Annotated in this window: 21 protein-coding genes; 2 read left to right on the top strand and 19 right to left on the bottom strand. The window is 41.0% G+C overall.

Features of this window, described 5'->3' with window-relative positions:
- Positions 1 to 7: 7 nt before the first annotated feature.
- The 5 genes from BT797_RS10800 to BT797_RS10820 all read right to left on the bottom strand — a co-directional run bounded on the left by BT797_RS10800 (position 8) and on the right by BT797_RS10820 (position 4,107).
- Positions 8 to 475: a threonine/serine exporter family protein gene (locus BT797_RS10800; RefSeq protein WP_045111802.1), complete on the bottom strand. Its 468-nt coding sequence runs from the start codon at positions 473 to 475 to the stop codon at positions 8 to 10.
- A complete protein-coding gene (locus tag BT797_RS10805; protein WP_052678393.1) occupies positions 472 to 1,329 on the bottom strand; it encodes a threonine/serine exporter family protein in 858 nt (285 codons plus the stop codon). Before BT797_RS10805 ends, BT797_RS10800 begins: the two co-directional genes overlap by 4 nt.
- A gap of 68 nt (positions 1,330 to 1,397) precedes the next feature.
- Positions 1,398 to 2,186, bottom strand: coding sequence for a heme ABC transporter ATP-binding protein (locus tag BT797_RS10810; RefSeq protein ID WP_075472061.1), 789 nt, complete (start codon positions 2,184 to 2,186; stop codon positions 1,398 to 1,400).
- A 4-nt stretch (positions 2,187 to 2,190) separates the two neighbouring features.
- Entirely contained in the window at positions 2,191 to 3,243 is a 1,053-nt protein-coding gene (locus BT797_RS10815; protein WP_075472063.1) for a FecCD family ABC transporter permease, read from the bottom strand.
- Positions 3,244 to 3,255: 12 nt separating this feature from the next.
- On the bottom strand, positions 3,256 to 4,107 hold the full coding sequence (locus BT797_RS10820; RefSeq protein WP_075472064.1) for a heme/hemin ABC transporter substrate-binding protein: 852 nt from the start codon (positions 4,105 to 4,107) through the stop codon (positions 3,256 to 3,258).
- Between the two features lie 155 nt (positions 4,108 to 4,262).
- On the opposite strand from BT797_RS10820, the gene hutX reads away from it, so the two are divergent.
- Positions 4,263 to 4,799, top strand: a complete 537-nt coding sequence (gene hutX, locus BT797_RS10825; RefSeq protein WP_075472066.1) for a heme utilization cystosolic carrier protein HutX — start codon at positions 4,263 to 4,265, stop codon at positions 4,797 to 4,799.
- Between the two features lie 30 nt (positions 4,800 to 4,829).
- Positions 4,830 to 5,363, top strand: coding sequence for a heme utilization protein HutZ (gene hutZ / locus BT797_RS10830; protein WP_045111807.1), 534 nt, complete (start codon positions 4,830 to 4,832; stop codon positions 5,361 to 5,363).
- Positions 5,364 to 5,465: 102 nt separating this feature from the next.
- On the opposite strand, the gene tilS is transcribed toward hutZ, so the two are convergent.
- From tilS to uppS, 14 genes are all read right to left on the bottom strand, one after another.
- Complete coding sequence (gene tilS, locus BT797_RS10835; RefSeq protein WP_082293695.1) at positions 5,466 to 6,860, bottom strand: tRNA lysidine(34) synthetase TilS; 1,395 nt, start codon at positions 6,858 to 6,860, stop codon at positions 5,466 to 5,468.
- A 128-nt stretch (positions 6,861 to 6,988) separates the two neighbouring features.
- Positions 6,989 to 7,939 carry an acetyl-CoA carboxylase carboxyl transferase subunit alpha gene (gene accA / locus BT797_RS10840; protein WP_045111808.1) on the bottom strand — a complete coding sequence of 317 codons (951 nt, stop codon included), beginning with the start codon at positions 7,937 to 7,939 and terminating at the stop codon, positions 6,989 to 6,991.
- Positions 7,940 to 8,005: 66 nt separating this feature from the next.
- Complete coding sequence (gene dnaE / locus BT797_RS10845; RefSeq protein WP_075472068.1) at positions 8,006 to 11,485, bottom strand: DNA polymerase III subunit alpha; 3,480 nt, start codon at positions 11,483 to 11,485, stop codon at positions 8,006 to 8,008.
- Between the two features lie 79 nt (positions 11,486 to 11,564).
- The gene (rnhB, locus tag BT797_RS10850) at positions 11,565 to 12,164 is read right to left on the bottom strand and encodes a ribonuclease HII (RefSeq protein ID WP_075472070.1); all 600 of its coding nucleotides are present in this window, start codon (positions 12,162 to 12,164) and stop codon (positions 11,565 to 11,567) included.
- A 15-nt stretch (positions 12,165 to 12,179) separates the two neighbouring features.
- Positions 12,180 to 13,388, bottom strand: a complete 1,209-nt coding sequence (lpxB, locus tag BT797_RS10855) for a lipid-A-disaccharide synthase (protein ID WP_075472072.1) — start codon at positions 13,386 to 13,388, stop codon at positions 12,180 to 12,182.
- Between the two features lie 25 nt (positions 13,389 to 13,413).
- Positions 13,414 to 14,184, bottom strand: a complete 771-nt coding sequence (gene lpxA / locus BT797_RS10860; RefSeq protein WP_075472074.1) for an acyl-ACP--UDP-N-acetylglucosamine O-acyltransferase — start codon at positions 14,182 to 14,184, stop codon at positions 13,414 to 13,416.
- The gene (gene fabZ / locus BT797_RS10865; protein ID WP_045111813.1) at positions 14,184 to 14,639 is read right to left on the bottom strand and encodes a 3-hydroxyacyl-ACP dehydratase FabZ; all 456 of its coding nucleotides are present in this window, start codon (positions 14,637 to 14,639) and stop codon (positions 14,184 to 14,186) included. The genes lpxA and fabZ overlap by 1 nt, the downstream gene beginning before the upstream one ends.
- A 39-nt stretch (positions 14,640 to 14,678) precedes the next feature.
- Positions 14,679 to 15,689 carry a UDP-3-O-(3-hydroxymyristoyl)glucosamine N-acyltransferase gene (lpxD, locus tag BT797_RS10870; RefSeq protein ID WP_045111814.1) on the bottom strand — a complete coding sequence of 337 codons (1,011 nt, stop codon included), beginning with the start codon at positions 15,687 to 15,689 and terminating at the stop codon, positions 14,679 to 14,681.
- 95 nt (positions 15,690 to 15,784) lie between these two features.
- Positions 15,785 to 16,282 carry an OmpH/Skp family outer membrane protein gene (locus BT797_RS10875; RefSeq protein ID WP_045111815.1) on the bottom strand — a complete coding sequence of 166 codons (498 nt, stop codon included), beginning with the start codon at positions 16,280 to 16,282 and terminating at the stop codon, positions 15,785 to 15,787.
- A 76-nt stretch (positions 16,283 to 16,358) separates the two neighbouring features.
- Positions 16,359 to 18,812: an outer membrane protein assembly factor BamA gene (gene bamA / locus BT797_RS10880; protein ID WP_075472076.1), complete on the bottom strand. Its 2,454-nt coding sequence runs from the start codon at positions 18,810 to 18,812 to the stop codon at positions 16,359 to 16,361.
- A 35-nt stretch (positions 18,813 to 18,847) separates the two neighbouring features.
- On the bottom strand, positions 18,848 to 20,203 hold the full coding sequence (rseP, locus tag BT797_RS10885) for a sigma E protease regulator RseP (RefSeq protein ID WP_045111817.1): 1,356 nt from the start codon (positions 20,201 to 20,203) through the stop codon (positions 18,848 to 18,850).
- On the bottom strand, positions 20,200 to 21,396 hold the full coding sequence (gene ispC / locus BT797_RS10890; RefSeq protein ID WP_075472077.1) for a 1-deoxy-D-xylulose-5-phosphate reductoisomerase: 1,197 nt from the start codon (positions 21,394 to 21,396) through the stop codon (positions 20,200 to 20,202). The genes rseP and ispC overlap by 4 nt, the downstream gene beginning before the upstream one ends.
- 12 nt (positions 21,397 to 21,408) lie before the next feature.
- Positions 21,409 to 22,305: a phosphatidate cytidylyltransferase gene (locus tag BT797_RS10895; RefSeq protein WP_045111819.1), complete on the bottom strand. Its 897-nt coding sequence runs from the start codon at positions 22,303 to 22,305 to the stop codon at positions 21,409 to 21,411.
- Between the two features lie 58 nt (positions 22,306 to 22,363).
- Positions 22,364 to 23,134 (bottom strand): polyprenyl diphosphate synthase, encoded by a 771-nt coding sequence (gene uppS, locus BT797_RS10900; protein ID WP_045111820.1) that lies wholly within the window; start codon positions 23,132 to 23,134, stop codon positions 22,364 to 22,366.
- Positions 23,135 to 23,181 lie beyond the last annotated feature (47 nt).

The following is a 23,181-nucleotide window of genomic DNA, read 5'->3' on the forward strand; positions in this document are numbered from 1 at the left end:
TCCTTAATCAAACTATAGGTTTGTTACGGTACACCAGCACAGGCGCGATCGCCAGACCAAAGCTTAAGCCAATTAAAATAAAAAGCGTCAGTAAACCATTTTCAACAACTTGCTGTTGTAATTCCATACTATAGCCTTGATGGTGTAACGTCATCAACCCGGTCATGGTTTTGTAAGCGTAAACCCCAGGGATCATTGGGATCACCGCAGCAACCGTCACCACGGGTCGGGGAATAACTACTTTTCGAGACCAAGGTACTGTAGCCAATCCCATCAAGGTAGCGGCAATAAATGATGCCCACTCAATAGGCACATTTACATGTAATAGTAACGTGCGCGCCGCATGCGCACTGGCAGCGAATAGTACACACGCCAATAATGCTTGCCGAGGTACATTAAATAACAACGCAAAACCAAATGCAGCGATACCTGCAAACACTGCATCATCCACCAGCATGAGCAATAACTCACTCATAACCAGCCCCCCAATTGCGCTAACTGCACAGCCAATACAATACCAAGTGTTGAAGCAAGTGTTAACAAGGTCGCCGTCATCCATCTTGCCATACCGATAGTCACGTGCCCTTTCACCATATCTGATACTGCATTAATTAATGGGAAACCAGGGACTAGCTGCAATACGCTAGTTACCATAATCAATTCGGGTTTATTCCCCCAATCAAAAGCACTCGCAAAACTGCCTACAAAAGTAGCAGTGAATGCGGTAATAAAAAATACCGTGAGTAAATTATGATGTAGCAGGGTTAGCCATTGGCGAATTCGCATCGAAATAAAACTTGTTAACCAAGTAGCAATAAATACAATGCTATCGCCACCAAATAAGTGACTGAAGCAAGCACAAGATAACGCCACAAAACACGCAACTATGACTGAATTGTATTTCGGTACAGCTAAATTATTTAAACGTTGCTTTACCTTCTCGACGTCATAAATTTGCTTTTCTGCAAGAATACAAATTCGCTGTACTTCACAGACAATCCCCATATCAATACCATGGGATTTCATGGTGCGCGTTGTAGTAACACATTGGTCTTTAGATCGAGAAGTAAGAATAATGGCTTTGGAGGTAAGTGCTATTTCAACACTGTCTAAACCGAACGCCATGCCAAGGCGCTCAGTGGTTTGTTCAATGAGCCGGCTTTCAGCGTTATACGCCTGTAATAATTGCCCCGCGTGGGCTATCACACGAGTAATCGCCGCTTGCTCTTCATGACTAATTATTTTATTACTCGAACAGTGTTTATTCATACTATGTTGACTCGTACAACGCTCACTATTCGTCATGTCTTCATTACACTTTGGGTTCATGATAACATTCTAACACCTATTACTTATTGGATAGTAGGTTGTCATCCCAAAAATAGAAACAAACAACATCACATCACAATTGGGTGTGAAAACTCGGCGTTATTAATCACCGTACTTTCATAGCCATAAACATCACGGATATTATCAGTGGTCACTACCTGCTCTGCGCTGCCATTGGCACAGATATTACCTTCTTTCAATAAGATGATCCGGTCAGCATACTTGGCTGCCAAATTAAGATCATGTAATACCGCAACCACAGCCACTCCCGTCTGCGCTAAATGCTTAGCACTCTTTAATAATTGATGTTGATAATTTATATCCAACGCGGCTGTAGGCTCATCCAATAATAATAGCTGCGGTTTGTTCTTATTACCCACAGCTAACTGCAACAGTACTCGCGCAAAGTGTACACGCTGCTTTTCACCACCCGATAATGTCGGGTAAGCTCGGGTTCTTAAATGCTCGATGTCTTGTTCACGTAATATTGTATCAGCGAGTTCTTGTACTTTAGCTTGACCACTGTCAGCCTGCAATCCACCCATCAGTACCACATCGATCACTTGAAATGAGAAACTTAAGCTGGCACTTTGTGGTAATACCGCCAGCATCTTGGCTACCTCACTCCGATTAATATTGTTCCGTACTTCACCGTTTAAAAAAATCGTCCCCGATGTGGGTTTTAACTCTCCGGTGATAGCTTTAAATAATGAACTTTTACCAGCACCATTAGGACCAAGAACAGCCAAAAACTCCCCTTCATCTAACGTCAAATTGAGATCATTAAAAATACATTTACCAGCAATATTATAATTAAGCTGCTGACAATGTAGTACCGATTTTGTCACGTTTAACATCAGACTATATCCCTAATTTAGAACGCTGTTGGAGTAATAAAATAATAAAGAAAGGACTGCCTAATAATGCAGTTATAATACCAACAGGTACTTCACTAGGTGCCATGACGGTACGCGCTAAAATATCGGCAAGTAATAATAACAGAGCCCCTAGCATCGCCGATAATGGTAATAAACGCTGATGGTTCGGCCCCACTAACAAGCGAACCATATGCGGAATAATCAAACCAATAAACCCAATCATACCAGCGATTGATACTGCAACCCCAAGCCCTATTGCGCAGCAAAATATTAACCGACGTTTTATACGTACAATATCGATACCAAGGTGTATCGCTTCCGCATCCCCCAGCAATAAAATATTCAATGCTTTCGCTGATGACATAAATATAACCAACAAAAATACGAGGGTAATACTACTGATAGTAATACTGATCCAATTACTGCCCGCCATTGAGCCCATTTGCCACAAACTCAAATCACGCAGGCTTTGATCATCAGCAATATACGTGAGCATGCCCATCCCCGCGCCAGCGATTGCACTGATTGCCACACCCGCAAGTAACATCACCACCACAGAACTGCCTTGGCTACTTGTCCCTAGTTTGTAGACCAGTAAACAAACTGCTAAAGCAAAGGTAAATGCAAAAAAAGACACAGTACTCAATTGTAACCAATCAGGTAAATCAACCATCAAATCAGCAAAAATAACAATACCTAAACCAGCACCTAGTGCCGCACCACTGCTTACCCCAATAATACCAGGATCAGCTAACGGATTACGAAACACACCTTGCATCACAGCACCAGTGAGTCCCAATATACCGCCAATGGATAAACAAAGTAGTGTGCGAGGCAAGCGAATATGGCTCACAACAATGGCATTTTGAGTACTTACTGGCGATTGCCAATTCACCCAATTCACCAATAATGCTTTAATACTGTCGGCAAACGAGATAGCCATTGGTCCAACAGATACAGATAACACCACCATAGAAGCAAGACAAAATAAAACCAAACTCGGTAACAATAATGGCCAACGGCTATTAACAAACATATACGCCCTTAATTAATCTAAATTTGCAGCTAAGCCTGGGTATAACTTACGTTGTAGCTGTTTTGCTTGTTCAATACTATTAATGCCCAAGCCACCCACGAGGGCACGACCATCAATGACATAAATAGCATTGTTACGACCCGCAGGTGTTTGCGCTAATAATGGCATCTCTGCAATTAAGGTATCGATATCCTGGTATTTCTTCCAATGACGGCCACTTACCAAAATACTTTCTGGTGCCATGGCCAAAAATGATTCCGCTGATAACGCTTGATAAGAATTAAGCGCAGCAGCTGGATTAGTAGCACCAGCTAATGTCATCACCGAGTGTGCAGTGGTATTGCTGCCTGCTGCAGTGTAAGTACCTTTGTCATTCAACAATAAGAACAGCATTTTTTTTGGTGTTTTAATTTTATGTTGATTTGCTTCTAACTGATTAATATCATGATTAAGTTTGGTAGTTAATTGCTTAGCTTCTGATTTTCTACCTAATTTTTCACCAAGTAAGGTAATAGTATCAAGTAGGTTTTTCGTTGTTGTTTCAGTCGGTAACACCATCACCTCAACACCACTTTGCACTAACTGATCAAGCGTTGATTGTGGCCCCATTTCACTACTACCAATCAGTATATCTGGTGCTAATGATAATACCCCTTCAGCAGACAATTGACGGTGATAACCAATAACAGGTAATTTTGATACGGCTGGGTAGCGACTAGTCAAATCGACCGCAACCAAATCATCTTGTTTATCCAAAGCGATTAATAGCTCAGTAACACCTGCGCCAGCACTAATAATACGTTCCCCAGCAACACTACCGAATGACAATAATAAACAACAAACGCTAATCAAAACCTTATGCATCTTAATTCCAACCCAGTGTTAATTTAACCAAAATTTTCCCGACAGTTTAAATAACAAACCAAGATAATGCAAATGCGAATTGGTTGCATTATCATTACATTTGTATTAACCTACTACTATTAGGTTAATGATAGGTAGCTATAAGGCTAAACAGTATGCAAGAAAATACAATTCGCAATGAAATTCGTCAGTTAATGGCTGACCAACCTCGATTAAGAAGCATTGAAATCGCGCTTAAGCTTAATTGCAGTGAATTACAGGTGATCCAAGCATTACCAGAGCAAGAAGTTAATATGCTGCCTGCAGAACAAGCACAACGCTTATTAAGCGATATTGCTAACTGGGGAAAAGTGACTTGTATTATTGAAGTATCTGGTTTTGTATTTGAAGTCAAAGCACCTTTCCCGAAAGGAAGAAATGCCTACGGTTATTACAATTTATCGCACGATAGTGTTGGTTTACAAGGCCACTTAAAACTTGAAAATGTATCTGCAATAGCCCTACTCACACGTAAAGTTCAAGGTAAACTAAGCTACTATGTACAGTTCTTTGACCATGATGGTAATAGCGTATTTAAGATTTATCTCGGTCGTGATAAAGATGGGCAAGTTATACCAGAACAAATAACACGTTTTCATGCACTGTCAACGCAAACAATAAGCGACGAAACTATCGCTATCGTAACTAATTAAACATCAATCACAGACGCTAAGGTCATTATGATGAACAAACAAGAACGCTTAGAAAATCGCTTACAGCCAAAAATTGCAGAGTTTAGAGAAGAGCGTCAAACTTTAATTTTATCAACATTAAGCGCAGATGGATTTCCACATATCAGCTATGCACCATTTGTGCGCTTAGAGGATGGCTATTACATTTTAATCAGTGAAGTTGCAGAGCATACGCAAAATCTATTGGTGAATAAAAATCTATCATTCATGCTATTAGAAGATGAACTAAATTCGAAACAAATTTTTGCTCGTCACCGTCTTACATATAAGGCTAATGCAGAAGTTATTGCCCGAGAAAGCGAATCTTGGTCACAAGCAATCCCAGCACTAGAGGCTCGTTTTGGTGAAATTATAACTAACTTAAGCGGTTTAAGTGATTTCCGTCTATTTCGTATCGAACCACAAATAGGTCGTTATGTGAAAGGATTTGGTCAAGCTTATACGGTTAACGGTAATGACGATATTGACTTCGTACACTTAGAACAAGGTCACCAGCAGGTCAAAAAAGAAGTTGAAGCTCAATAACCAGTTCAATATAAGATACGGATAGAAATAAAAGCAGATGAGATTAGTTCATCTGCTTTTTTATTTCTAACATAAATGATTATCAGTATCTGCTATCACTCGTTAGCGGGTGACATGCCAACACAAGCCAGCCTTCGCTGCATAGCCCTTGCATATCCAGAGTCCAACAGCGCACACAAGCACATCTCCATAATAGACTAATGGGATACGATCACGTAACCAAGGTGCCACCTGATATTCTTGATATAACTTCTTAATACTGCGCGAACCACTACGTCCAATAGGGTGACATTTACCCTCACCGCGAAAACGAATAGTTACTTTTTCATGTGCGAGTGGAGCTTTCAAACAAATCGCACTGGTATCGTCATCAATTGTATTACCGCTATCAACGCCACTCTTGTCTTGTGTCGTGTCTTGTAAAAACAAGAAGCCAATATTGTCCGGTAACACAATACGCTGAGATTTTTGATGTTCAAGCACTATCACTACGTCTTTTAGCTCTGCATATTTCTGCTGATTATAAAGCACACCTTGATAACGGCGAAACTCGCCCGCCTGCCAGCTCAGTTGTGGATTAGCATCATCAGCGGCATTCACCACCTCCAGCCACAATTTATCTAAATGGTGTCGGCTTGGCATAGGTAACTGTTGACGAGAAAGCCAAAAACGGATGACATTATTACGGCGAATTTTTGATAGTTTATCTAATTCAACAATTTTTAACCCGACTAAATAATGTTCACAAGTAACAAGATCCATTTGTGCAATTTCATCCGTTAACGCTTGTTGCTCGGCACAGAGTTCAGCGCTGCGATGGACAGCATGAGCGATACCCGGCCAACGTTGTTTCAAACTGGGAATAATTTGATGACGTAAGAAATTACGATCATAGCTCTGGTCATTATTACTTTCGTCTTCAACCCAAGATAATTGTGCTTGGCTGGCATAATCCACCAGTATTTGTTGCGGATGAGTCAGTAAAGGACGAACTATCTGACAGTTTGCTTGTAATGAAAAAGGCATCTGCGCAGCCATCGCTGACAAGCCCTTAACACCTGCACCACGTTTAAGCTGCAATAAAAATGTTTCGAGCTGATCATCCAAATGCTGACCAAGTAGTAATAATGATGCGTTCTTTAAGTGCTGCGCGATTGCTTGGTAACGGGCGGTGCGTGCTTTCGCTTCTAAACTTTCTCGACTGCCAACATCAAGCACTACCTTTTCGGCAATAAAATTAATTCCTAACGCCGCGGCAGTTTGCTGACAATGTGCTGACCAAGTATCCGCATTGTCGCTTAAACCGTGATGAACATGCACCGCAAGGTAATCATGCTGAGGATATAATTGCTGATAACGGGCAAGTAAATGTAATAACACATGAGAATCAAGACCTCCGCTATAAGCAAGTACAATTTGCATAGGTTTTGTCGTTAACGATTGTAACGAGTGCTGAAATGTTGAAAAAAGATCGACGTTAGTAACCACAGTTATCATCACAGTTAGAATAGACCAAAACAGTATATACCGAAAAGAGGTGGATATAAAAAAACCGCTAATAAAGCTATCAGCGGTTTAATAAATATGATTCGATTATCTTTATAACAATCTAGTGTTATAACCGCTTACATGCCAAATGACATTAGACGCTCATAACGTTGTTCTAACAATGTCTCATGCTCAAGCGGTGTAAGCTCAGCAAGATCCGCTTTAATACGCTCTTTCAAGTTAGAAGCCATTAAAGCCATATCTCTATGTGCGCCACCGAGTGGTTCTGAGATAACGGTATTAATCAAATCTAAACTCTTAAGTCGCTCAGCAGTGATCCCCATTGCTTCAGCTGCTAAAGGGGCTTTATCGGCAGACTTCCATAAGATTGACGCACAACCTTCAGGAGAGATCACTGAATAAGTACTGTATTGCAGCATATTCACACGATCACCAACACCAATCGCTAATGCACCACCCGAACCACCTTCACCAATCACAGTACAAATAACCGGAACTGTAAGCTCAGCCATTTCTTTTAAATTACGTGCAATCGCTTCACTTTGACCACGCTCTTCAGCACCGACACCAGGGTAAGCACCAGGGGTATCAATAAAGGTAATGATAGGCATCTTGAATTTTTCTGCCATTTTCATTAAACGCAACGCTTTACGGTAACCTTCTGGACGCGGCATACCAAAGTTGCGTATTAATTTTTCCTTAGTATCACGGCCTTTTTGCTGGCCAATAATCATCACAGGCATACCATCTAAACGTGCCGTACCACCAACAATTGCTTTATCATCAGAAAAAGCACGATCACCTGCCAATTCATCGAAATCAGTAAAAACATGTTCGATATAATCAAGTGTATATGGACGCTGTGGATGACGAGCCATCTTAGCGACATCCCAAGGTTTCAAATCACTGAATATTTTTGTTGTTAGTTCTGCATTTTTCTTTTCTAAACGAAATATTTCATCTTGTAGATCAACATCATCAGTATTGTTAGTCACAAGTTTTAATTCATCTATTTGAGCCTGCAATTCTGCAATCGGCTGTTCAAAATCTAAAAAATTTATGGCCATGAGGCGCTGCTTCCTTATCTAATATTATTGCTAATGGCTAATGACGACAATCTTATAACGTCAGCACTAATCAAATTCAAGATCAACATTTCCCGACCCTAGCATCAGCTCTAATCCATATAAAAGCTCATCAGTGGGCGATACTCGCCATTCGACACCTAAAGTTAATTTAGCCCTCGCATCGGCGCGTTGATAATATATATTTATGGGACAAGTACCCGCACGATAAGGTTCAAGTGTATCCATAAACTTACCCATAAACGTATCATTCATTTTGTCTGCATTTAACTGTAATGTGAGGCCACGCGCATAACGCTCTCGCGCAGCTTCAATATCCATAACTTCTCTGGCGGTCATCTTATACCCACCATTGAAATCGTCAAAGCTGACCTCTCCAGTAATCACTAAAATACGATCTTTAGCTATATATTCCTCATAACGTTCAAACGCTTCTGAGAAGAACATCACACTTAAGCGGCCACTTTTGTCATCAATCTCTAAGATCCCCATGCGGGTACCTTTCTTCGTCACTTTAACTTGTGCAGAAATAACTAAACCAACCGCAGTCACAACTTTACCACGTTCAGTCGGTTTTACATCTTTCAAACGATTACTCGAATAACGTTTAACTTCTTTAATATACTGGTTAATTGGATGCCCAGTAAGATAAAGACCTAAGGTTTCTCGCTCCCCTTCCAGCCATACTTTATCAGGCCATTCAGGTACGTCAGCAAACTTACCCTCAATTTCTTCCGGTTCAGTGGTTAAAATACCAAACAAGTCACTTTGACCATGCGCTTCTGCTATCGCGTGTTGTGCAGCGGCTTTCATAGCTTCAGGTAATGTCGCATGCAAGGCCGCGCGATGAGGACCTAATTTATCTAATGCTCCTGCGTAAATGAGTTTTTCCATGATACGCTTATTGATTTTTTTCAAATCAACTCGATTACAGAAATCAAATAGATCAGAGAACTCACCACCACTTTCTCGGGCGGCAATAATTGCATCAATTGGCCCTTCACCCACGCCTTTAATTGCACCTATACCATAAATAATGGTCTGGTCTTCGTCGACATTAAACTTAAATAAACCTTTGTTCACATCAGGCGGTAATAGTGTTAACCCCATGCGTTCCACTTCATCAACCAAGGTCACCACTTTCTCGGTATTATCCATATCAGCAGACATAACCGCCGCCATGAAATAAGAAGGGTAATGGGTCTTCATCCACAGCGTTTGATACGATACCAGAGCGTAAGCGGCAGAATGTGATTTATTGAAACCGTAACCCGCGAACTTTTCTACTAGATCGAAAATCTTCATCGACAGGTCACCGTCGACACCGTTATTTATCGCGCCTTCTTTGAAAGTACCACGCTGTTTTTCCATCTCTTCTGGTTTTTTCTTACCCATAGCACGACGTAGCATGTCGGCACCACCGAGGGTATAACCAGATAAGACTTGGGCAATCTGCATTACTTGTTCTTGATACAAGATAATGCCGTAGGTCGGATCGAGGATTTCTTTCAACGATTCATGTTGATATTGGGCATCTGGGTAAGATACTTCTTCTCGACCATGCTTACGGTCAATAAAGTTATCTACCATGCCTGATTGTAATGGGCCGGGACGGAACAAGGCCACCAGTGCAATCATATCTTCAAAGCTATCGGGTTTTAAACGACGGATCAGGTCCTTCATACCACGTGATTCTAGCTGGAATACCGCGGTCGTTTCTGAGCGCTGTAATAGGTCAAAACACTTTTTATCGGTAATATCAATCGACTCAATACGGATCGCGTCTTTACCTTGCTTCAGTAGATGTGGATTTGCCATATCCAGTGCCCACTGAATAATGGTCAAGGTTCGTAGACCCAAGAAATCGAATTTAACCAGCCCAGCTTCTTCCACATCGTTTTTGTCAAACTGGGTAACCGGGTTATTACCTGTATCATCACAATACAGTGGTGCAAAATCAGTGATCACGGTAGGTGAAATAACCACACCACCCGCATGTTTACCGGCGTTACGTGTTACACCTTCCAGAATACGCGCCATATCAACCAGCGCGCGGACTTCTTCATCACCTTGATACATTTCATCCAAACGCGGTTCAATATCCCACGCTTTACCTAAGGTCATACCCGGATCGCCGGGAATTAACTTAGAAATACGATCAACAAAACCGAACGGATGGCCAAGTACACGACCTACGTCACGAATAACCGCTTTTGCCGCCATAGTACCAAAAGTGATGATCTGACTTACTGCATCGCGGTTATACAATTCGGCAACGTGATCGATCACCTCGTCACGACGGTCCATACAGAAATCGACATCGAAATCGGGCATAGATACACGTTCAGGATTCAAGAAACGTTCGAACAGTAATTCGTATTCAAGTGGATCAAGATCGGTAATTTTCAATGCATAAGCCACTAATGAACCGGCACCGGATCCTCGACCAGGTCCAACTGGAATATTGTTATCTTTACTCCATTGGATGAACTCCATCACGATCAGGAAATAACCAGGGAAGCCCATGTCGTTAATTACTTTTAATTCAATATCGAGGCGGTCTTCATATGCAGGACGCTGACGTTCACGCTCTTCAGGATCGGGAAATAAGAAATCAAGGCGTTCAACTAGGCCATCTTCAGATACTTTGACTAAGAAATCTTCTGTCGACAACTCACCCGTTGGGAAGTTAGGTAAAAAATATTCTCCTAAGCGTACAGTCGCATTACAACGTTTTGCTATTTCAACTGAGTTAGCCAACGCTTCTGGAATATCAGCAAATAACTCACACATTTCGTCTTCACTGCGTAAGTACTGTTCTTTACTGTATAGCCTAGGGCGACGCTTGTCTTCTAACGTATAACCATCATGAATCGACACTCGAATTTCATGAGCATCAAATTCATCTTCATGTAAGAACACCACATCATTGGTGGCAACAACAGGTAACTGATACTGGGTGGCAAAATCGACAGCCATGTGCAGATAAGCTTCTTCGTCTGGACGACCAGTACGAATTAATTCAAGATAATAACTATCGGGGAAGTGTGCTTGGTAAAATTGTAAGCACTGTAGTGCTAATGCATCATTACCTTTTAATAGGGCTTTACCTATATCACCATTACGCGCACCAGATAATAATATTACGCCTTCGGCATGCTCAGCTAACCAAGCTTTATCAATAATGGCACGACCATCAACATGACCACGACTATAAGCTTTGGAGATCAATACCGTAATGTTGTTATAGCCTTTGTTATCTTTGGCTAAGGCTGTTAGCTTAAATTGCTCATCTGGGTATTCTTCACTTTGCACCCAAAAGTCAGCGCCAAGAATGGGTTTAACCCCTGCCCTTTGCATTCCACCATAAAACTTAACTAATGCGCACATATTGGTTTGATCGGTTAATGCGATCGCGGGCATATTGAGTTCTTGTAAACGGGGCGCTAAACGTTTGATACGTACTAAGCTGTCCACCATCGAGAATTCAGAGTGTAAATGCAGGTGAATAAAACGAGGTTCTGCCATAATTAAAACTTTCTGCTAATTGAGAGTAGATAAATAAAACGGGAAACAATAATGTGAAATGGCACTCGGCCACCTCATCTTATTTTAATAGACCCAGCGCCCGTTGCACAGGTTTAAAACTTTTACGGTACTCTTCTGTCGGTCCAAGTTCCGCTAATTTTTCCATGTGCGCTTTGGTTGGATAACCCTTATGTTGCGCAAAACCATATTCAGGGTAACGTTCATGCAATTCATCCATTTCAGCATCTCGTACTACTTTTGCTAAGATTGACGCCGCACTTATTTCCGCTACGCGCAAATCGCCTTTTACAATGGCTTCTGCAGTCATAGGTAATGCAGGGCAACGATTACCATCAATAAACACATGTTCTGGTTGCAGAGTAAGCCCTGCAACCGCTCGCTGCATTGCTACCATGGTTGCTTGTAAGATATTCAGTTCATCAATCTCACTAGGGCTACAACGACCAATACTCCACGCTAATGCTTTTTCCTTAATCTCAGGAAAGAGTAATTGACGTTTTTTATCACTTAATTTTTTTGAATCGGTTAGCCCTATAATTGGGTTATTCGGATCTAATATCACCGCAGCGGTAACAACATCACCCACTAATGGACCACGGCCCACTTCGTCAACACCAGCAACAAGTTTCCCCTCAGGGTAAATTTCTTCATCATACATATTATTTACCTGTCTTTAGGTTGCACTAGTTTTATCATTGGCTTGTTCACTATCATCAGAAGAAGCTATGGTACTCACGTTGTCATTAATCAATTCGAGTACTGCATCCGCGGCTTGTTTATCCGCATCACAACGGATCTGTTTATGCAGTTCAGTAAAGTGTGCAATCAGTTTAGCATTGTCTGTTTCTAATAGTTTAGCCATTTCCTCTGCCAATATTTCGGGTTGGCAGTCATCTTGTAAACGCTCAGCGACAATTTCTTTTTTTGCCAACAAGTTTGGTAATGACACAAACGGTGCTTTCATCAAACGTAACATGATCTTATACGTAATCGGCTTAACACGATAACCAACCACCATCGCACGCTTCATCAACATGGTTTCGAGCGCTGCAGTACCAGATGCTAATAGCACCGCATCTGCAACAGCCATTGCTTCACGCGCATGTCCATCAAGTACGATCACCTCAAGCTCAGGTGCTATTTCTTGCTTAATAGCTAAAAACTGTTCTTTACGTTCTTCATTCACCATAGGCACAACGAACTGCAGATCACTAAATCGCTGTTTTAATAACATCGCAGTTTCTAAAAAGCTGGCTGATAGTAACCCAACTTCGCCTGCACGACTACCCGGTAGAATAGCCACATAACGTTGCTTAGGATCGAGTTTTAATTGCGTGATTGCGGCTTGTTTATCAGCTCCCGCTAGTGGGATTGAATCCGCCATAGTATGCCCAACAAAACGACAAGGTACATCATATTCATCATAAAACGCTTTTTCAAATGGTAGAAAGGCGAGCACCATATCCACGGCTTTTTTAATTTTGAAAACGCGTTTTTGGCGCCATGCCCAAACTGAAGGGCTGACATAATGTACGGTTTTTATACTGCTTGCTTTTAGCTTTAGTTCAATGGGAATATTAAAATCTGGCGCATCAACACCAATAAAGATATCAGGTGGGTTTTGCTTAAAATGAGCAAGCACTTCTCGTTTAACTTTAAACAGTCGAGGGAGGCGACCAAGAACTTCGACAAGACCAAATACAGATAACTCTTCCATTTCGAATAAGGTGTTAAAACCAAGCGCTTGCATGCGAGGTCCAGCAATCCCCTCGAAAATGGCATCTGGATGACGAGATTTAATTTCTTTGATTAGCGCGGCAGCTAAAATATCGCCGGAGACTTCTCCGGCGATAATACCAATACGTAATGGTTTCGTTGTCATTGTAAGCTATCTATAAAGAATACGATTAACGAATAATACCACGTTCATTGGTTTTTAAAAATTCTGTAAACAAAGCAACGCTCGGTTGTTCTTTTGCACTTGCTTCTAATGCAGTTAATGCTTCAGTAAGGGTATTTCCTTGACGGTATAATACACGGTAAGCACGCTTAACCGCTTTAATCGCGTCAGCATCAAAACCGCGGCGCTTTAGACCTTCAGAATTAATACCAAAAGGCTTCGCGTGATGACCCGATGCCATTACATACGGAGGAATATCTTTAATGATAACCGAACCACCAGCAACAAAGGCGTGAGAACCCACTTTACCAAATTGGTGGATCGCTGCATGACCACCAAAAATCACATAATCACCAATGTGTACGTGACCAGCTAATGTCGCGTTGTTAGCAAAAATACAGTTATCACCGATGATCACATCATGCGCAACATGCGCATTCACCATAAACAAGCTATTGCTACCAATTTTGGTCAAACCTTGGTCTTGTACTGTACCGCGGTGAATGGTAACGCCTTCACGGAACACGTTATTATCACCAATCTCAAGACGCGTGTTTTCACCTGCATATTTAAGATCTTGGCACTGTTCGCCAATCGAACCGTATTGGAAAAAGCGATTGCCTTTACCAATTTTACAAGGACCGTTGATCACAACATGAGACGAAATCACACTGTCATCACCAATCTCAACATTTTCACCAACGATAGTCCAAGGACCAATTTTTACATTTTTACCAATTTTTGCGCTTTCATGCACAATAGCTGTTTCATGGATCACTATTTAGCCTCTCGTCTTGCGCACATGATTTCAGCTTCACATACAACGCTACCATCGACTTTTGCGATCGCAACAAAGCGGCCAATTCCACGGCGTTCTTTAATTAATTCAATATGCAAATGTAACACATCACCCGGTACTACAGGTTTACGAAAACGCGCCTTATCAATACCAGCGAAATAATACAGTTCATTATCGCTAGGGCCACCAGATGACTTATAACCTAGAAGACCAGATGCTTGCGCTAATGCTTCTAAAATAAGTACACCAGGGAAAATAGGCTGTTTTGGGAAGTGTCCCGTAAATTGTGGTTCATTTACCGATACATTTTTAACTGCATGTAGTGATTTACCCGCTTCGAAATCGAGTACTCGATCAACAAGTAAAAATGGGTACCTGTGTGGCAGTAATTCCATGATTTCTTGTATTTCAATTCTATTTAGTTGTTCACTCAAAATTTTATTCCTGTCACAACGAAAGCTTATTCCGTTTTTCTAACTTGATTTTTCTAATTTAGATAAGCGCTTGTGCATATCATCAATTTTCATTACACGGGCAGTTTGACGACGCCATTCACGATTGGATTGTGCTGGAATGCCTGATGAATAAAGACCCGCTTTATCAATCGGACGCATTACCATCGACATACCTGTGATATTAACGTTATCGGTTATTTCCATATGACCATTGATAACACTACCACCACCAATCATGCATTGTTTACCTAGTTTTAAGCTTCCTGCTAACAGAGTACCGCCCGAGATAGCCGTATTTTCACCTATTTCAACATTATGACCAACTTGACATTGATTATCTAAAATCACGCCATCAGCAATAATAGTATTATCTAACGCGCCACGATCGATCGTTGTACATGCACCGATCTCAACTCGATCACCAATAATAACACGACCCAATTGCGGGATCTTAATCCACTTGCCGCCATCATTGGCATAACCAAAACCATCAGCACCAATCACGGTACCACTTTGGAGCAAGCAATCACGGCCAATTTCGATATCATGATAAATAGTAACATTTGCCCACAACTTAGTGCTCTGACCAATTCGGGTATTTTTACCAATAAAACAGCCCGCACCAATTATCACGTTATCCGCGAGTGATACACCAGTTTCAATAACTGCGTTAGCACCAATAGCAACATTGTCACCTAGTACCACATCGTCAGCAATTACCGCACTCGGGGCAATATCAGTTGCTGGCGCTGGTGTGGTGTCAAGTAACTGTGCGACTAATGCAAAACCAACGTAGGGATTTTTCATTACCAATGCATTGGTATTACACGCGGCAAGATCATCCTGTTTAAGGATCACAGCAGACGCCGCAACAGTAGCTAATTGAGCGCTGTATTTGCTATCACTTAAAAAAGTGATACTACCTGACTGTGCATTTTGCATCGAGTTAATTGCATTAATCTCGATGCTGCCATCGCCATGTAGTTCAGCTTTAATTGCTGTAGCTATTTGTTGTAACGTCATTGCCATGTGAAACCTTTCTACTCTATAAAATTTTTGTGCTACTGTACTACATTTGTTGTGCAGTTAAATATAGCTACTGACTTATATGTTGCAAAATACAGTTACTTGCTTAATTCTTGAATTATTTTGTCGGAAATATCTAATTTAGGTTCGACAAATAGCACAGCTTGTTTGGTTACTACAAGATCATAGCCATCACGCTTAGATACAGTCTCAATTGCATTTTGTAATAATACTAATAATTTGTTATTTTCTTCTTGCCCACGACGTTGCTGATCTTCTTTAAATGCCTTGCCTTTTAATTTCAGTTGCGCATCTAATTCTTCTAACTTTCGCACCAATTTAGTTTGCTCTGCTGGTGTCATTAATGCCGCATCACGTTGACGCTTTTCATTTAATTCAATCAATTCTGTCTGCAATTTATTCAACTCAATGGCACGTGTTTGAAACTCTTCATTCAAACGTTTACCAATCGCTTCACGTTGCGGTAATTGTTGTAAGATCTTACCTGCATCAACAACAGCATAACCCGCTGCACTTGCAGTAAATGATGCACCAAGAGCCAGTGCTAATGCCGTTGCTTTAATAAATTTTTTCATTTTAGTTCCTAGTGAAGTTTCAACTTAAAACGTACTTCCAATGCAGAAAGTGCGCATTTAATTAATATTAATTAGCTTAGAAAGTAGTACCAATATTAAAGGTAAACACTTCCGTTCTATCACCCTCATATTCTTTCAATGGTGTTGCTAATGAGAATACTAACGGGCCCATTGGAGACAACCACTGCAAGCTAACGCCCGCAGATGCACGTATACGTGTAGGGTCAGAAAAATCTCCGTAGTAGCTACACTTATTACCAGAACATTTATCCTCAGGATAATTGTCGGCATTAAATTCCGTATCCCACACCGAACCTGCATCAACGAATACCGTGGTACGCACGAGGTTAGCATATTCTTCACTTAAGAATGGTGTAGGGAAAATCAACTCTAAACTAGCGGTTGCTAATGCATTACCGCCAATCGAAGAATTCGTTGCTACAAAACCTTGATCTCCGCTAGCTGGTAAAGGAGTAGTCTGTATACCTTTTGGACTGATGGTATTACTGTTAAAACCACGTACGGAGTAGAAGCCACCTGCATAATAGTTTTGATCAAATGGTAACACATGATCATTGCCTTTTGATGTCTTACCATAACCATTACCGTAAGCAACACGACCGCGCATTAATACTGACCAGCGGTGATTTGTTGATAACGGTACATAGTATTTATTATCAAAACTCATTTTAAAATACTGCACATCCGAACCCGGTACAGTCATCGTAAAGTTAGCTTTTTGCTCCGAACCTGATGTTGCAAACACACCGCGGTTTAGGGTGCGACGACGCCAAGACGCTGACACATCAAAACCTTGGAATACCACGAAGCCACCATCTTTATCGGCATCTTTCTCATAGATGTCCCAAAATCTCTGAGTTTGCGCATAGGTCGTAGTTTTCGAAATTTTATTCCATTCATAACCTAAGCTAAAGCTTAAGGTATTATTTTCATTAACTGGGAAACCTAAGCTGCCAGAGATACCATAGGTACGGTTGTTATAATCAACAATATTCGCTTCCTTTGCTTCAAAATCAGTGAAATAAATCTTGCCACCAAAGCTCACACCATCAACCGTAAAGTACGGGTCGGTATAATTTAAGCTGGCATTTTTAGAGTAGTCATTCGTGCTAACACTAATCCCTGCCTTATTACCTGTACCAAAGAAGTTATCCTGCTGAATACCTGCATTTAAACTTAAACCCGACTCAGAACCATAACCGATACCCGCCTTAAATGAACCGGCAGGTTGTTCTTTCACTTGAACATTAACATCAACCACATCCATTTCACCCGGTACACGTACCGTATTGGTGTTTACAGTTTCGAAGAAACCAAGCTGATTCAGACGGGTTTTAGAGCGGTCAATTAAACGATTAGATAACCAAGTACCTTCCATTTGACGCATTTCACGACGTAAAACTTCATCTTTGGTGACATCGTTACCCGCAAAATTAATTCGACGCACATAGATACGAGGACCCGGCTCAACCGCAATCGTCAGGTTAACCGTATGATCTTCATCATTGATTTCTGGATAAGTAGATACTTTTGGATAAGCGTAACCGAAACGACTTAAATAACGACTTAGGCTTTCTTCCGTAGCAGTGACACTCGCACCACTGTATAACTCACCAGAATTAAGCGCTAATAAACCGCGTAATTCTTCTTCTTTATCTAATAAATTACCTGTTAGGCTAATGTTACCAAGTTGATATTGCTCACCTTCATTTACTTTAAGGGTAATATAAATACCTTGTTTATCAGGCGTCATTGATACTTGCGTTGATTCTGTCTTAAAACGAATATAACCGTTATCGACATAGTGACTACGCAGTTTTTCTAAATCACCTGCAAGTAACTGCTTTTGATATTGCTGATCAGCCATAAAGTTCCACCATGGCGTATGATCACTCAGCTCAAACAGATTTTTTAATTCTGAGGTTGAATAGACTGTATTACCTAAGATATTAAGCTGTTTAATTTCTGCTGACTTACCTTCAACAAAACTGAATTTAATATCAATACGGTTGCGTGGCAATGGGGTAAGAATTGTATTAATTTTGGCACTATAGCGACCAGCACCATAATAGAATTCTTGTAATCCCTGCTCTACCGAACGAATAATAGTACGATCGATAGGTTCACCAACACGAATGCCTGATGAACTAAGGCTGTCTTTTAACTGCTCTTCTGGAATAGCTTCATTACCAACAAACTCAATACTACTAATCGTTGGCAATTCTGTGACTTTAAACACAAGCGTCGAACCATCGCGATACAATTCAATATCATCAAAGTTACCTGATGCATATAATTTTTTCACCGCGAGAGCCGTATCACTACGGCTAATGCTATCCCCTTCACGTAATGGAATATTCAATAATGCAGCACCTAATGTTACGCGCTGTAAGCCTTCAACTTGAATATCTTTAACAATGAAACTGCCAGCAGCGGCTACCGCTGTCGCACTTGTAAATAAGCAAGCACTTGAAAGTAGTACGCCAGCTAAATATTTATTAATTATCATTCTGATTAAATAATCCCTAAATGCAATTCAATGACTTATAAACGAGCAAAATCATTAAATAAGGCAAGTCCCGTTAATAGCATAATTATGACTGAACCAACTTTGAAACCGACTTCTTGGATCTTTTCAGATACTGGTCGACCTGTGATAAGTTCAAATGTGTAAAATACCAAATGACCACCGTCTAGTACAGGAAGTGGCATTAAATTCATTAAACCCAGATTAACACTAATCAAGGCGAGGAAACCCAAGAAGTAGACCAAACCATAGTCAGCACTGGCTCCAGCACTTTTGGCAATGGAAATCGGTCCACTTAAATTATTTAGTGAAATATCACCTGTCACTAAACGGCCAATCATCTTAAACGTTAGCGCAGTCAGTTGCCAAGTACGCTCAACAGACTGTTGTACTGAATCTAGAATACCATATTGAATATCAACAAGATAATCTTCAGGATAACTCGCGACAACTGGAGCAACGCCTAGGTAGCCTTTTAATACTCCATCCGCATCAGCTTTACCTTTTGGTATAACATTTAATTCTTGTTGCTTACCATTTCTAAGTATTGTTACAACTAACATTTGATCTGGGCTATTTTGAATTTTTTCTACTAGCATTAACCAGTTATCAATGTGCTGTTGTCCGACTGCGATAATTTTATCACCAGCAAGCAGACCGCCTCTTTCACCCGCGCTACCTTTAACGACTTGAGCTAATTCTTGACTCACAGCAGGTTGATAAGGAGTCAAACCAACGCTTTTTATCGGTGACTCTCGCTCAGGATCAAATGTCCAATCACGTAAATCTATTTGATGAGACACAGTGTAGTTAGTGTCCTCAAGATATAACTGAACAGCCATCGATGGTTCACCCATGTGTTCAATTATTTTAAGGCTTACATCATTCCAATCTTTTACTTCTTGGCCGTCAATCGCCGTAATAATAGCGTTGTCAGTAACACCCGCTTGTGCCATTACCGAATGAGGAGCAACCTCACCAATCACAGGTTTCACACTCGGCACACCGATCATGAACATAAACCAAAATGCAACAATGGCTAATGCAAAGTTTGCTAAAGGCCCAGCGGCAACAATTGCTATTCTGGCTAGTACAGGTTTACGATTAAATGATTGAGATTTTAATGCTTCAGGTACGTCATCAACACGCTCGTCGAGCATTTTAACAAAACCACCGAGCGGGATCATTGCAACTACATATTCAGTGCCATCTTTACCCGTACGCATCCATAGGGTTTTACCAAAACCAATCGAAAAACGTAATACTTTAACGCCGCATCGACGTGCCACCCAGAAGTGGCCAAATTCATGTATAGCAACCAAAATACCTAGGGCAATAATAAATGCACCTAAATTCCATAAAGACGATATCATTTTGTTACTCTATTAATTGTTTGTAGTGCTGCTGCTCGAGCCATGCCATCAATATCAATCAAACCATCAATATTATTAGGTTCAGAGATGGTCATCGCATCTAATACAGTCTCGTTTACACGAGCAATATCAGTGAAACCAATCTGCCCAGTTAAGAAGGCGTCAACCGCGATTTCATTCGCAGCATTTAATGTCGTTGTCGCAGCTTGACCTTGATAGCAAGCATCAATCGCTAATTTCAAACAGGGATAACGCGCATAATCAGGCTTTAAAAACGTTAATTCACCCATTTCAAAAAAGTCTAATGGTTTTATACCAGAAGGCACTCGTTGTGGATAAGCCATTGCATGAGCTATTGGCGTACACATATCCGGTTCACCCATTTGTGCTAATACTGAACCATCAGTATATTGCACCATTGAGTGAATCACTGACTGCGGATGAATCACCACTTGAATTTGTGCTTCATCCGCATTAAATAACCATTTCGCTTCAATATATTCGAGACCTTTATTCATCATGGTAGCAGAATCAACTGAAATCTTCTGTCCCATTGACCAATTAGGGTGTGCACAGGCTTGTGCTGGCGTGACTGCTGATAAATCAGCAATATCACTATAGCGGAATGGACCACCTGAACCGGTTAATAAGATCTTACTGATCCCCTCAGCAACCAGATCACAAAACCCCAAATTAGTTTGTACTGCAGTTGGCATTGCTTGAAAAATAGCATTATGTTCACTATCAATTGGCAATATTTCAGCACCACTGGCTTTTACTTCTTCCATAAATAAAGCGCCAGACATCACTAACGCTTCTTTATTTGCTAGCAGTATCCGCTTTCCCGCGCGAACAGCGGCTAAGGTTGGCATAAGACCTGCCGCGCCAACGATTGCAGCCATCACCATGTCTACATCGTCAAGTGTGGCAACCTGACATAATGCATCCATTCCAGAAAGCACTTCTGTAGAGCAATTAAGTGATTTAAGTTGTTGCGCTAACTGGCCTGCTGCAACATCATTAAGCATAACGGCGTAGCAAGGTTTAAACTCTAAACATTGCGCCAGCATCTCAATAACATTACTATTAGCCGTTAAAGCCTGTACCCGAAAGCGCTCAGGATTTTGACGAATAACTGCAAGGGTACTTTTACCGATCGAGCCGGTTGCACCCAGTATCGTTAATCCAATCACAATAACGCTCCCTTAAAACCAAACTAAATAAATAACAGCAAATACCGGTAATGCAGCAGTTAAGCTATCAATCCGATCAAGGATACCACCGTGACCAGGTAATAATGTACCACTGTCTTTTACACCCGCTTCACGTTTAAACATACTCTCATTAAGATCACCTAATGTTGATGAAATTGACGTTACAAAGCACGTGAACAGAACTACGACAAGCTTAGAGCCATCAAGTTCCCCTGAAGGTGATACAGTCATCACAACGGCAGCAATTAACGCAATAATCATTGATACTGCAACACCACCAAGAAAACCTTCACGCGTTTTACCAGGGCTAACTTTTGGTGCTAGTTTATTCTTACCGAATTTTTTACCAGTAAAGTAAGCACCCGAATCCGCGCCCCACACTAAGAACATAACGAGCATCACTAACCACGCACCCGACATCTGGTCATGCGCATAATCATAAGAGCGTAGTGCTAACATAGCCCAGAAAAAAGGCACTAGCGTAACGATACCAAATCCAACTTTAACAAGTGTATTTTTAGTCCATACTTTAGCGCTATTTGGATACGTCAAAACTAATCCGGCACAAATTAACCACCACACAGCACCGACGGTTAAAATACCTTTGACTAATGGTACTAAAACAATTTCACCATCAGTCACTTGCCAGATATTACGAACATCAGGTGGAATAACTAATAATGATGCACCAAGAATAAGGGAATAGCCGACAATCAAAGCATTGGGTAATTTACTGTTATTCTTATCAACCAATACAGCCCACTCTTTTGTTGCTAAGATAAAAACACCGGCGATTGCAAGCGCATACCATTGCAGGGGTAACAAAAAAATAGCGGCAAGCGCTAATGGCGCTAAAATTAACGCGGTCGTAATTCGTTGCTTAAGCAAAGTTGTTCTCCTATTGAAAAGTACTCAGAATGAGAGCTAAGTACTTACTTATATGTGTTTATTGCTGCTTTGTTAAAATAGCTCTGACTTGTTCGCCAGTGCCGCCAAAACGACGTTCTCGGTTTACAAAGCTAAAAATGGCATCTTCAAAGGCGATGCTGTCAAAATCAGGCCATAATATATCACTGAAATATAACTCTGCGTAAGCCAATTGCCATAATATAAAATTACTAATTCGATGATCACCGCCAGTACGGATCATCAGATCCACGGCAGGCTGGTCAGCCATTGCGACGTGTTGACCCAGCATTTTATCATCAATTTGTTCAAGACTCATTGCACCACTTTTAACGGCTGCAGCAATTTTCTTGGCTGCATGTGCAATATCTGATTGGCCACCGTAATTGGCTGCAATATTAAGGGTTAACTTAGTATTATTTATGGTTAACGCTTGAGCTTCAGCGATCTTGGTTTGAATGGCAGGACTAAAGGCAGATATATCGCCGATAATGTTTAGACGAATTTGATTTTTATGTAGTTTTTTAACTTCTCGAGTTAACACTGTCATGAATAATTTCATCAACATGCTAACTTCAGCTTCAGGTCGACGCCAATTCTCACTACTAAAAGCAAATAACGTGAGTGATTCAACCCCAATAGCTAATGCACTACTCACAACTTGGCGAACAGACTTAACACCTTCATGGTGGCCCTTAATACGTATTTTGCCTCGCTGCTCAGCCCAACGTCCATTGCCATCCATGATGATTGCAACGTGCTTAGGTTTCGAGTCATTAACTAACGCTTCGAGTTCGCTGGAGTTTACCATTACTATTTCTATCCATCAAAAATTAAAACGCCGCGTCAAAACACGGC

This window comes from Moritella viscosa (assembly GCF_900120065.1).
Taxonomy (GTDB): Bacteria; Pseudomonadota; Gammaproteobacteria; order Enterobacterales; family Moritellaceae; genus Moritella; species Moritella viscosa.

Bases quoted from the DNA above. Each gene is read 5' to 3' on its own strand.
- BT797_RS10800 (WP_045111802.1), bottom strand. From the start codon at position 475: ATGAGTGAGTTATTGCTCATGCTGGTGGATGATGCAGTGTTTGCAGGT.
- BT797_RS10805 (WP_052678393.1), bottom strand. From the start codon at position 1,329: ATGAACCCAAAGTGTAATGAAGACATGACGAATAGTGAGCGTTGTACG.
- BT797_RS10810 (WP_075472061.1), bottom strand. From the start codon at position 2,186: ATGTTAAACGTGACAAAATCGGTACTACATTGTCAGCAGCTTAATTAT.
- BT797_RS10815 (WP_075472063.1), bottom strand. From the start codon at position 3,243: ATGTTTGTTAATAGCCGTTGGCCATTATTGTTACCGAGTTTGGTTTTA.
- BT797_RS10820 (WP_075472064.1), bottom strand. From the start codon at position 4,107: ATGCATAAGGTTTTGATTAGCGTTTGTTGTTTATTATTGTCATTCGGT.
- hutX (WP_075472066.1), top strand. From the start codon at position 4,263: ATGCAAGAAAATACAATTCGCAATGAAATTCGTCAGTTAATGGCTGAC.
- hutZ (WP_045111807.1), top strand. From the start codon at position 4,830: ATGAACAAACAAGAACGCTTAGAAAATCGCTTACAGCCAAAAATTGCA.
- tilS (WP_082293695.1), bottom strand. From the start codon at position 6,860: ATGATAACTGTGGTTACTAACGTCGATCTTTTTTCAACATTTCAGCAC.
- accA (WP_045111808.1), bottom strand. From the start codon at position 7,939: ATGGCCATAAATTTTTTAGATTTTGAACAGCCGATTGCAGAATTGCAG.
- dnaE (WP_075472068.1), bottom strand. From the start codon at position 11,485: ATGGCAGAACCTCGTTTTATTCACCTGCATTTACACTCTGAATTCTCG.
- rnhB (WP_075472070.1), bottom strand. From the start codon at position 12,164: ATGTATGATGAAGAAATTTACCCTGAGGGGAAACTTGTTGCTGGTGTT.
- lpxB (WP_075472072.1), bottom strand. From the start codon at position 13,388: ATGACAACGAAACCATTACGTATTGGTATTATCGCCGGAGAAGTCTCC.
- lpxD (WP_045111814.1), bottom strand. From the start codon at position 15,689: ATGGCAATGACGTTACAACAAATAGCTACAGCAATTAAAGCTGAACTA.
- BT797_RS10875 (WP_045111815.1), bottom strand. From the start codon at position 16,282: ATGAAAAAATTTATTAAAGCAACGGCATTAGCACTGGCTCTTGGTGCA.
- bamA (WP_075472076.1), bottom strand. From the start codon at position 18,812: ATGATAATTAATAAATATTTAGCTGGCGTACTACTTTCAAGTGCTTGC.
- rseP (WP_045111817.1), bottom strand. From the start codon at position 20,203: ATGATATCGTCTTTATGGAATTTAGGTGCATTTATTATTGCCCTAGGT.
- uppS (WP_045111820.1), bottom strand. From the start codon at position 23,134: ATGGTAAACTCCAGCGAACTCGAAGCGTTAGTTAATGACTCGAAACCT.